The 10,307-nt window shown below is 77.4% G+C and carries 6 protein-coding genes; 1 reads left to right on the top strand and 5 read right to left on the bottom strand.

What is annotated here, in order from left to right; all coding sequences use genetic code 11:
• Positions 1–136: 136 nt before the first annotated feature.
• The 3 genes from prfB to ACFTWP_RS11410 all read right to left on the bottom strand — a co-directional run bounded on the left by prfB (position 137) and on the right by ACFTWP_RS11410 (position 4,781).
• Positions 137–1,249 (bottom strand): peptide chain release factor 2, encoded by a 1,113-nt coding sequence (gene prfB / locus ACFTWP_RS11420; RefSeq protein WP_380264242.1) that lies wholly within the window; start codon positions 1,247–1,249, stop codon positions 137–139.
• A 16-nt stretch (positions 1,250–1,265) separates the two neighbouring features.
• Positions 1,266–2,555, bottom strand: a complete 1,290-nt coding sequence (locus tag ACFTWP_RS11415; RefSeq protein WP_380264241.1) for a serine/threonine-protein kinase — start codon at positions 2,553–2,555, stop codon at positions 1,266–1,268.
• A gap of 207 nt (positions 2,556–2,762) precedes the next feature.
• Positions 2,763–4,781, bottom strand: a complete 2,019-nt coding sequence (locus tag ACFTWP_RS11410) for a protein kinase (protein WP_380264240.1) — start codon at positions 4,779–4,781, stop codon at positions 2,763–2,765.
• A gap of 554 nt (positions 4,782–5,335) precedes the next feature.
• On the opposite strand from ACFTWP_RS11410, the gene ACFTWP_RS11405 reads away from it, so the two are divergent.
• Positions 5,336–8,356, top strand: coding sequence for an FHA domain-containing protein (locus ACFTWP_RS11405; RefSeq protein WP_380264239.1), 3,021 nt, complete (start codon positions 5,336–5,338; stop codon positions 8,354–8,356).
• Between the two features lie 140 nt (positions 8,357–8,496).
• On the opposite strand, the gene ACFTWP_RS11400 is transcribed toward ACFTWP_RS11405, so the two are convergent.
• Both ACFTWP_RS11400 and ACFTWP_RS11395 read right to left on the bottom strand, forming a co-directional pair.
• Positions 8,497–9,567 carry a CU044_5270 family protein gene (locus ACFTWP_RS11400; RefSeq protein WP_380264238.1) on the bottom strand — a complete coding sequence of 357 codons (1,071 nt, stop codon included), beginning with the start codon at positions 9,565–9,567 and terminating at the stop codon, positions 8,497–8,499.
• A complete protein-coding gene (locus tag ACFTWP_RS11395) occupies positions 9,564–10,193 on the bottom strand; it encodes an RNA polymerase sigma factor (protein ID WP_380264237.1) in 630 nt (209 codons plus the stop codon). The genes ACFTWP_RS11400 and ACFTWP_RS11395 overlap by 4 nt, the downstream gene beginning before the upstream one ends.
• Positions 10,194–10,307 lie beyond the last annotated feature (114 nt).

Here is a 10,307-nt window from a genome sequence, read left to right as displayed (position 1 = left end):
GCGTCCGGGGGGGCACGGCGCGCTGTGCCGTTACCCCCCCCGCACCACCTGCCCGCCCCGCACGGCCCCCGCGGCGATACCCCGGGCCCCCGGCGGGCGTCGCCGTCGGGGCCCCTCTCGTATCGCCGTGCCGCGGCTACTCCGCAGCGGTCTCGCGCTGCTTGCGCCAGCGGATGCCGGCCTCGATGAAGCCGTCGATGTCGCCGTCCAGGACGGCCTGCGGGTTGCCGACCTCGAACTCGGTCCGGACGTCCTTGACCATCTGGTACGGGTGCAGCACGTACGAGCGCATCTGGTTGCCCCAGGAGCTGCCGCTGTCCTTGAGGGCGTCCATCGCGGCCCGCTCCTCCTTGCGGCGCAGCTCCAGCAGCTTGGCCTGGAGGACGTTCATCGCCGAGGCCTTGTTCTGGATCTGCGAGCGCTCGTTCTGACAGGAGACCACGGTGCCGGTCGGGAGGTGGGTGATGCGCACCGCCGAGTCGGTGGTGTTGACGCCCTGGCCGCCGGGGCCGGACGCGCGGTACACGTCCACCCGCAGCTCGGTCTCGTCGATCTCCACGTGGTCGCTCGTCTCGACGACCGGCAGCACCTCGACGCCCGCGAAGGACGTCTGGCGGCGGCCCTGGTTGTCGAACGGCGAGATGCGCACCAGGCGGTGGGTGCCCTGCTCGACCGAGAGGGTGCCGTAGGCGTACGGCGCCTTCACGGTGAAGGTCGCGGACTTGATGCCGGCCTCCTCCGCGTACGAGGTGTCGTAGACCTCGGTCGGGTAGCCGTGCCGCTCGGCCCAGCGCAGGTACATCCGCATCAGCTGCTCGGCGAAGTCGGCGGCGTCGACGCCGCCCGCCTCCGCGCGGATGTTGATCAGTGCCTCGCGGGCGTCGTACTCGCCGGACAGGAGGGTGCGGACCTCCAGCTCCTCGACGGCCTTCTTCACGGACGCGAGCTCGACCTCGGCCTCGGCGCGGGTGTCCGCGTCGTCCTCGGCCTCGGCCAGCTCGAACAGGACCGAGAGGTCGTCGACGCGGCTGTGCAGGTTCTCCACCCGGCGCAGTTCGCCCTGGAGGAAGGAGAGCCGGCTGGTGATCTTCTGCGCGTTGGCCAGGTCGTCCCACAGGTTGGGGGCGGCTGCCTCCTCCTCCAGACGCGCGATGTCGGCCCGGATCTTCTCCAGGTCGAGGACGGCCTCGATGGACCCCATGGTCGTTTCGAGGGACTTGATTTCTTCGGAAGGATCGACGGCTGCCACGCCACCAGCCTAATGGCTAGCGAGGGGCGATCGGCGACACCGGGGGCAGCGGGCCCCGCGGCGGGGCCCCGGCGTGCGTCCCGGCGCCGCCGCCCGCCCCCGCGCCGGGCTCGGCGGCGAAGGCCGTCCAGGCGGCCGCGGCGCCCGCCAGCAGCAGCACCACGGCCAGCAGCACGGCCAGCAGCCGGCGCCGGCGGACCAGCGCGCGGCGGCCCTTGCGGTGCCCGGCGGCGGGCACCGCGCGCTGCGCCCGCGACTCCGCGGCGTACGAGGCCAGCTCCTGCGGGGAGGGGCGGCGCAGGCTGGTGTGGGTGTCCCGGGTGGAGTCGGGGTTCGTGGCCGGCACCAGCGGGACGGCCGGGCCGCGCCGGCGCCGGTGGGTGCCCGGTCCGGCGTCCACCTCGGCGTAGACCGCCTCGGCGGGCGTCAGCGCCTCCTCCGCCGGCGCCCGGCCCTGCGCCGGGACCACGATGCCGGGCAGGCCGGCCAGGGCGGGCAGCTGCTCGCGCAGCCGCTCGGCCAGCTCGGCGGCCCGCAGTCGGGAGGCCGGTGCCTTGGCCAGGCACTCGGCGATGATCCGCCACAGCCCGTCCGGCAGGCCCGGCACGGGCGGCACGCTCTCGGTCACGTGCCGGCGCAGCACCGCGCCGGTGTGGCCGCCGCCGAACGGCGTGAAGCCGGCCAGCAGCTCGTAGAGCACGGTGGCCAGGGCGTAGATGTCGACGGCGGCCCGCGGCTCCAGGCCCTCGATGATCTCCGGGGCGAGGTAGTCGGGGGTGCCGATGATCCGGGTCGCCCGGGTGCGGCGGGGGGCGTCGACGAGGCGGGCGATGCCGAAGTCGGTGAGCTTGGCGCGCGGTGCGCCGCCGGGGCCGGGCGGGGCGGCGAGGTCGAGCAGGACGTTCTCCGGCTTGACGTCCCGGTGGACGATCCCGGCCGCGTGGGCGGCGGCCAGGCCGTCGGCGACGTCGGCGATCACCGAGACGGCGGCCTGCGGGGGCAGCACGCCGTCGCGTTCCAGCCGCGAGCGCAGGTCGGTGCCCTGGACGAGTTCCATCACCAGGGCGAGGTCGTCCCCGTCCACGACCATGTCGCGCACGCCGACCACCCGGGGGTGGTCGAGGCCGGTGAGGGCGGCCCGTTCCTGGACGAAGCGGCCGACGAGCACCTGGTCGGCGGCCAGGTCCTCGCGCAGCAGCTTGACCGCCACCGGGCCGTCCGGGCCCTCGCCGAGCCAGACCGTCCCGGCCGAACCACGGCCGATCACCTGGTGGACGGTGTACCGGCTGCCGATCTTGCGTGCCAATGCTGCTCCGTGGGCGGCGGGAGCGCACGGAGGGTGGCTGTGCGCTCGGTAGGTCGGTGCGTCAGCGACCAACCTACGCGTCCGGACCGCCGCCGGGGGACGCCGCGGGCGTTCCGGCAGGCGGGACTTGGCGGGAAATATCGTGAAGTGTCGACATGTCGGCAATCCCGGCTCCGACGGGCGGAGCCGGGACCGCCGGCCCGGCGGTCAGCCGCCGAACGACTTCCAGGTGGTGCTGATCCAGTCGCTGGCATCCCCGATCCAGGTCTGGACGTCGGCCCAGTACTCGGGGAGCGGCGTGAAGTTCCACAGCGCCAGCGCGGCCAGCGCGAGCACCAGCAGCACCATCAGGCAGCCCTTCAGACAGCCCAGCCCCGGGATGTACATCCGGTTGCGGCTGCGCCGCCGCGGCTCGCGCTCGGGCGCGGGCTCGCGGACGGGCGGCTCGCGGCGGGCCGGCTGCGGCTCCCGCCGCTGCGGGGCCGGCGGCTCGGCGCGGCGCGGCACCGCGGGCGGGGCCGGCGGGTGGCCGCCCTGGGCGCCCTGCGGCGGCCCGGCCTGGTAGCGGCCCGCCTGCGGCTGCTGGGACTGCTGCGGCTGCTGGTGCCCCGGGGGCTGCTGGCGCACGGGCTGCTGCTGTCCGTACCCCTGCTGCCCGTACTGCTGCGGCCCGCCCTGGGGCGGCCCCTGCGGCTGCCCGTACTGCTGCGGCCCGCCCTGCGGCGGGCGGCCGGGCTGGTACGGCTGGTACGGCGCGGGGGCCACCGGCGGCCGCTGGGCGTAGCCGCCCGGCGGCTGGGCCTGCCGTCCGCCCTGCCGCGGGTCCTGCCCGTAGCCCGGCTGCTGCTGCCCCTGGCCCGGCCCCTGCGGACGCCCCTGCGGCGGCCCGTACGGGCCCGCCGGCGGCGGCTGCTGCCGGCCCGCCTGGTAGGGCTGCGGCGCGACCTGCGGGGCCTGCAGGTCCTCCGGGTCCAGGTAACCGATCTCGGTCTGCTGGTTGCGGTCGCGGGCGGCCCGCAGCTGGGTCTGCCACGGGTGCGGGGCCTCCGGCTGGTCCGGGGCGCGGCCAGCCGCGGGCGGCCCGGCCGGCGGCTCCAGCGGCGGCATCATCCGGGTCCGGTCGGCCGACCCGTACGACCCGGCGGGCGGGAGCACCTGGGTGGCCGCCGAGCCGTCGCCGGCCGGGGCGAACCGGGCCCCGGCGGGCAGCACCTGGGTGGCGTCCGCGGAGCCGGCCGGCACCGGCGGCGGCAGGAACGGCGCACCCGGCAGGCCGGGCACCGTGACGTCCCCGCCGGCCACCGGCGCGGGCTGCGGGTCCGGCAGCAGCAGGGCGCCGACCGCGAGGGCCTCGTCCACCGCCGCCGGGGAGGCGTGCACGCCGACCCCGGCCGCGACCACCCGCAGCGCGCGGGCCAGCGAGGTGGCGCTCGGCCGCTGCGCCGGGTCCTTGCGCAGGCAGCGCTCGATCACCGTCCAGAGCGGCTCGGGCATGGTCGAGGGCCGCTGCGGCTCCTGCGCCAGGTGGGCCTGCAGGATCGCCAGCGGGCCGTCCCCCTGGAACGGCGGTCGGCCGGTGACCAGCTCGAACAGCATGATCCCGGCGCCGTAGACGTCCACCGCCGAGGTCTGCGGCCGGCCGCCGGCGGACTCCGGGGCGACGTACGCCGGGGTGCCGACGAACTCGTGGGTCCGGGTGATGCCCGGGGAGTCCGCGAGCCGGGCGATGCCGAAGTCGGTGAGCATCGGGTGCATCTGCTCGGCGCCGTCGACCCGGACGGTGGCGAGCAGGACGTTCGCGGGCTTGAGGTCGCGGTGGACGACGCCGTCGGCGTGGCTGGCCGCCAGCGCGTCGGCGATCTGGGCCATCAGCAGCGCCCCGGCGATCGGGCTGAAGGGGCCGTTCCCGCGCAGGTAGTGGAACAGGTCGGGGCCCTCGACCAGGTCCATCACCAGGGCCAGCAGCTCGCCCTCCACCACCAGGTCGCGGACCCGGACGATGTTGGGGTGGCTGAGCCGCACCAGGACGGAGCGCTCCCGCAGGAAGCGCATCACGACGTCCGGATCGGCCGCCAGCTCCTCCCGGAGCACCTTGATCGCGACCAGCTGGCCCGGCTCGCTGCCGGGCACGACGGCGTCCTCGCGCACCCGGGCACGCCACACGGTGCCGGTGGCCCCCCGTCCGAGGGTCTCCTCAAGCAGATACTTGCTGCCGACTGGCCGCACCTGTCGCACTCCTCGCCGTGGCCGCTGCCGCGGGGCGCTCGCCGCCGGTGCGGTGAGCCTGCCGGGCCCGTGTTCGGGCCACTCTAACGGTGACGGATCCTGATTCCGATGTGTCCGGACCGCCCGCCACGCGGGGCCCCGGGGACATCCCGCAGGGGTGGTCCGCCGGGCCCGCGGACGGGGGCCTCCACAGGGAAGGACGCCGGCCGGGCGGCGGCGGTTGACCTGACTGGCCGTCGCCACCACCATGGCGATGATCGCAAGATCGTCAAATCCGGTACCGTGCGCGGACTGTCGGCGATGGATGGCAGGATGAGCTGACCACTCCTGTGGCCCAAAGGTCGGCGCGGCCATCCGTCCCCACGGCGGCGGCGCCCCCGGGGCGGCCCGTGGTCGGGGCCGGGCAGGCGGGCACCGGGTACGAGCAGCACCGCAGCAGGCAGCAGCACCGCACCAGGCAGAAAGACCGCACCAGGCCCTCCGCCGGCACGCCGCGGACGGCGGCACGCGTTCGGCACCAGGCGTCAGTACCAGCAGAAGGGACCGCGGGCGAGATGCAGATCCGGCTGACCGTCCTCCGACCGCGCAGCGGCCCGGCAGCCGCCGGCTCCGCCATCCCCTACGTGGACGTGCTGGTCACCGCCCCCGTCGGCACGGCCCTCGGCGCCGTCGCCGGCGCCCTCGCCGGTGCCGTCGGCGTACGCGGCCCGCGCGCGGCGACGCACGTGCACCTGTACGCCGGCGCGCGCCGGGTCGACGAGCACACCCTGCTCGGCCACCCGCCGCTGCTCGACGGCGCCGTCCTCAGCCTGGGCGAGCCCGACCCGGCCGCCGACGACGACGCGCCCGACCCCGCCGCCGCCGAGCTGCGGATCACCGGCGGCCCGGACGCCGGCGGCGTCCACCGGCTGCACGGCCGCGAGATCACCGTCGGCCGCTCCAGCGAGGCCGACGTCCCGCTCGACGACCCGGACGTCTCCCGGCTGCACCTCTCCCTGCACCTGGAGAGCGACGGCACCGTGACCGTCCGCGACCTGGGCTCCACCAACGGCACCACCCTGGACGGCCGCTTCGTCAGCCCGGACGAGGCCGTCCCGCTCGGCGAGCCCGGCCTGCTGCGGCTCGGCGAGTCCACCCTCCAGGTCACCACCGCCGGCGCCGCCGGCGGCGCCCCCGCCGGGCCGTCCGCCCGGTCCGCCCTCCCCGACGGCCTGGGCCACCTCCAGCTCTCCGCCCCCGCCGCACCCAAACCCGCCCAGCCGGCGCCGGAGCCGCCGACCGCCCCCGAGGCCCCCGCCGCCGGACGGGCCCGGGCCCTGCTCTCCCGCCGCCTCGGACGCGGCGCGGCACCCGCCGACGCCGACCGCGACGGCGCGGCGCAGCAGCAGAGCGCCGCCCGGGCCCGGCAGGCCGCCGCCCAGCGCGAGCGCTGGCCCGACCTCGCCACGCTGCTGCTCAACGCGCTCGGCCCGGGCCCCCGGCTCTGGGAGCGCGGCCCCTCGCACCCCGACGCGCTGACCCTGCGCCTGGGCACCGGCGACCTCCCGCAGTCCCCGGCCGGTGGAGCGCCGACGGGCGGCCCCGGCGCCCTGCTGCCGGCCGTCCCCGTCACGCTCGACCTGCAGACCGCCGGCAGCCTCGGCCTGGCCGGCCCGCGCGCCCGCCTCGACGCGCTCACCCGGGCCGTGGTCGCCCAGCTCGCCGCGCTGCACCCGCCGACCGGCCTCAGCCTCGTGGTGGTCGACGCCGACGCCGCCCGGCCGCCGCAGGACCGCGCCGACACCTGGGCCTGGGCCCTGTGGCTGCCGCACCTGCGCCCGCAGCACGGCCAGGACTGCCGGCTGCTGCTCGGCCTCGACGACGAGCAGGCGGGTGCCCGCCTCACCGAGCTCACCGCCCGCCTCACCGCCCCCGACAGCGCCGCCGGCCTGCCCGCCACCGTCCTGCTGGTCGACGGCGTGCCCGGCACCGAGGCCGCCCGGCAGGCGCTGGACCTGCTGCTGCGCCAGGGCCCGGCGGTCGGCGTGTTCCCCGTCTGCCTGGCCGAGCGGCCGGAGCTACTGCCCGCCGGCCTCGGCGCCCGGGCCGTGATCACCGGCGAGGTCGGCACCCACCTGACCGTCGAGCGCCCGGTCGCCGGCGGGCGCGAGAGCATCCGGGACGTCTCGCTGGACGGCGTCTCGGACGCCTGGGCGGAGCGGCTGGCCCGCCACCTCGCCCCGCTGCGGGAGGCCACCCCCGCCACCCGCGGCCCGCTGCCCGACTCCCTGCGGCTGCTCGACCTGCTCCAGCTGGACAGCGTCACCCCCGCCAAGCTCTCCGCCCGCTGGCAGGCCCTGCCGACCGGCATCGCCACCGCGACCGCCCTGATCGGCACCACCCGGGACGAGCTCTGCGGCATCGACCTCGCCGACCCCGAGCTCACCCTGCCCTCCCCCGACCCGGGCGGCCCGCACCTGCTGGCCGGCGGCGCGCGGGGCTCGGGCAAGACCGAACTGCTGCGCTCCCTGATCGCCTCGCTGGCCGTCTCCGAGCGCCCGGAGCGGCTCTCGGTGATGGTGGTCGAGGGCCGCGCCCCGGCCGACGGCGACGAGCAGTCGGGCCTGCGCGGCTGTACCGAGCTGCCGCACGTCACCACCCACGTGAACGCCGCCGCCGACCCCCGGCAGGCGCTGCTGACCGCCGAGGCCCTGCTCGACGAGCTCACCCGGCGCGAGCGGCTCTTCGACGGGCTGGACTTCGCCTCCTGGCACGCGGCCAGAATCTTGGACGGGCACAGCTTGGACGGGCACAGCCTGGACGGGCAACGCCTGGGCGGGCACGGCCGGGGCGGGCGGGCCCCGGGCGGCCCCGGACTCGACGCGTACGGCCTGAACGGCGGCGGCCCCGCGCCGGCCACCGCCCTCGCCGGCGTCGGCGCCGTCGCCGCGGCGGCCCGAGCCGGTGGCGCCCCCGGCGACCCGACCCCCACCGGGGCGGCGGGCGGCGGCCCGGCCGAGGCCGGTGTCCGGGTCGGCCGGCCGCGGGACGGCTCCGCCGCCCCGGCCCCCGCCGGCGGGCCCGCCGAGTCACCCGCCCGCCTGATCGTCGCGGTCGACGACTACGAGGCACTGCTCTCCCCCACCTCCGCGGCCGGTCGCCCGCTGGCCCGGGCCCTGGCCGCGGTCGCGCGGCGCGGCGGGCCGCTGGGCGTCCACCTGGTCGTGACCACCGGCCAGCCGGAGGAGACGGCGGGCACCGAGGTGGACGAGGCCGCACTGCTGCGGATCGCCCTGCGCACCGACTACCCGTCCGACTCGGACCTGCTGATCCACCTGGGCGACGCCGCCGCGTTGGACGAGCACACCCCGGGCCGCGGCTACCTGCGGCTGCCGGACGGCGGGGTGTCGGCGTTCCAGACCGCCCGGATCAGCGGTCGCATCCCGCGCACCGCGACCCTGCGGCCGACCGTCGTCGCGATAGACCCGGCCCGGCTCGGCGCCCCGCCGGCCCGCCGCCCGGTCCGTGAGCTCGGCAACGGGCCGACCGACCTGGCCCTGCTCGCCAGCGCGCTGCAGCGGGCCGCGGCGCAGTAGCCGGGCGGGCGCCCGGCAGGTAGGCGAACGGGCACAGCGGACGGCCGCAGCGAACGGGCCCGACGAACGGCCCAGCGAACGGGCCCGACGAACAGGAACGGCGGGTACGGGGTCCGCCCCCGCACCCGCCGCCCGCCCGGCTACCGCTGCGGGCGCTCCCCCGCCGCGTCGACGACCCCGCGGCCCAGCACCGCACTCTGGCCGACCACCGTGCCCGGCGCGCCCCAGGCGTTGCCGGTGTCCACCACCACCTCGCGCTCGCCCAGGAACTCGTAGCTGCTCCGGTCGAAGATCCACTCCGTCCGGACGCCGCCGTGCACCAGGGCCACCGCCACGCCGTGCCGGCCCGAGGCGTCGACCGCGTCGTCGAGGGCGCTGACGCCGGGGATCCGGGCCGCCGCCCGGTACAGGGCCGCGCTCACCGCCGGCGGCGCGACCTGCTCGCGCAGCAGGTCGCCGATGGTCACGAAGGCCTCCTGGTCGGGGGTCTGCCCCTGGCCCTTGGTCTCCTTGTACACCTTCCGCAGCAGGGTCTCCGGGTCGGTCGGCAGCCCCGCCAGGTACTCGTAGGTCGGGCCGTTCAGCCCGGGCCTGGTGTTCGGCTCCAGCCACTGGCCGCCGTCCGTGCGCGGCGCGGGCTCGCCCGGCCTGGACTTGTCCTTGCCGCCGCGCGGCTCCGCCGGCACCGGCTTCCAGCCCTCCTCGATCAGCACCCCCCACTGCTTGCCGTCCGCCGACAGCCAGAGTTCCCGCTGGTGCGGGGCGTCATGGGTGACCTCGGAGACGCCGCCGGCGGACGCGGTCACGCCGCTGAACGCGACCAGGCTCTTGACGTAGGTGAACTGTCCGCCCGTCACGGCCGTGGCTGGCTTGCTCTCCGCGACCTGCGCCGCGTGGTCCAGCACCTGGGCGACGGCGACCGGCGCCACGTTCAGCGGCGCGCCCTCCGCCGCCGGCGGCGCGGCCGGGGCGCCGGCCCCTCCGTCGGCCAGCACCACGGCGAGCGCCAGGCCCCCGGCCAGCGCCGGCAGTGCCAGCCAGCCGAGCCGGCGGGTGCGGCGGGGTGCCGGCCGCGGTGCCTCGGTGATCTCGTTCATCAGGTGTCCCCTCAACAACCGGTGACGGTCCACGGGTAGTTCCGGCTCCGCCGGGGCCGGCAGCAGGCTGCTCAGCTCCGCCCGCTCCCGGGCTTCGTCGTGCTCGGCGTTCATCGGCTCGTCTCCCGCATCGACCGGGCCGCGTTCGTGCGGCCACCCTGTACCTGTCCGCTGCCACCGCCGGGTTCCCGACCGGATTCCAGCTCCTCCCGCGCCAGTTCGCGCAGCCTGGTCCGGGCCCGGGACAACCGGGAGCGCACCGTCCCCACCGGCACGCCCAGCGCCTGCGCCGCCCCCGCGTAGTCCAGTCCGGCCCACACGCAGAGCGTGAACACCTCGCGGTCCCCGCGCCGCAGCCGGGCCAGCGCCCGCTGCGCGGCCGCCAGTCGCGCGCTGTCGTCCAGCCGCCCGACCAGCTCGTCGGCGAAGTCGGGCACCACCCCCCGGGCCGGCATCCTGCTCAGTGCCGCCTGGTGGCGCCGGGCGGCCCGGGCGGTGTTGCGCAGCACGTTCGCCGCGATCCCGTACAGCCAGGGCCGTACGCTCTCCCCCTCCTCGCGCAGTTTCCCGCGCAGTCGCCAGGCCTCCAGGAAGGTCAGGGAGACGACGTCCTCGGCCGTCGCCCAGTCCCCCGACGCCCGCACCGCGTAGCGGTACAGGTCCGGTGCCTGCTCGTCGAACAGTTCCCCCAGCGCGGTCTGGTCCCCGGCGCGCAGCCGGGCCCGCAGTGACAGTTCCACACCCCCACCTGTCCGCCGGGCCGGCCGGGTTCCGTGTGATCCGGGCCACAGTGCGGCCCGGGCGCGGGGCGGGCGCGGGCCGACGGCCGGAGGGTAGCGCAACGGGCGAGGGCG

The sequence above is a fragment of the Kitasatospora sp. NPDC057015 genome (genome assembly GCF_042673745.1).
Classification (GTDB): domain Bacteria; phylum Actinomycetota; class Actinomycetes; order Streptomycetales; family Streptomycetaceae; genus Kitasatospora.
The sequence above is the reverse complement of the archived record's forward strand: the minus strand, read 5'-3'. Positions and strand labels throughout refer to the sequence as shown.

Coding starts and splice junctions, on each gene's coding strand:
- ACFTWP_RS11400 (WP_380264238.1), bottom strand. CDS start 9,567: ATGAACGCCGAGCACGACGAAGCCCGGGAGCGGGCGGAGCTGAGCAGC.
- ACFTWP_RS11405 (WP_380264239.1), top strand. CDS start 5,336: ATGCAGATCCGGCTGACCGTCCTCCGACCGCGCAGCGGCCCGGCAGCC.